The sequence below is a fragment of the Mesorhizobium sp. M4B.F.Ca.ET.143.01.1.1 genome (assembly GCF_004792275.1).
Classification (GTDB): Bacteria; Pseudomonadota; Alphaproteobacteria; order Rhizobiales; family Rhizobiaceae; genus Mesorhizobium; species Mesorhizobium abyssinicae.
Map to the genome: position 1 here is coordinate 1 of NZ_SRSR01000227.1, position 324 is coordinate 324.

Consider the following 324-nt stretch of genomic DNA (forward strand, 5'->3'; position numbering starts at 1 on the left):
CCGGTGAAGACTTCCTGCGCGACCTTCACGTCGGGAAATTCGGCCAGCGCCTTCTTGAAGCCTTTGTCGCGATCGCTGTCGGCCGAGGCGCCGGCGGCGCCGCGCATGTAGAGAACCTCGCCCTTGCCGCCCATCTGCTGGAACAGCCACTTGGCGCCGAGATAGGCGTACTGTTCCTGGTTGTTGGAAATGATGTAGGCGGACGGCTCGGTCACCGCCTGGTCGACGGCAACGACGACGATGCCGGCCTTGGTCGCTTCCTCGGCCTGGTCGAGGATCGACGCTGTCAGATGCGGCGCTGCATGGCGCAGCGCCAGGACTTCG

The 324-nt window shown here is 65.1% G+C and carries 1 protein-coding gene; it reads right to left on the reverse strand.

Annotated features, from left to right (window positions below):
- Positions 1-324, reverse strand: a 324-nt coding sequence (locus EN786_RS36750; protein WP_246688851.1) for a substrate-binding domain-containing protein, incomplete at both ends; no start/stop codon positions are given.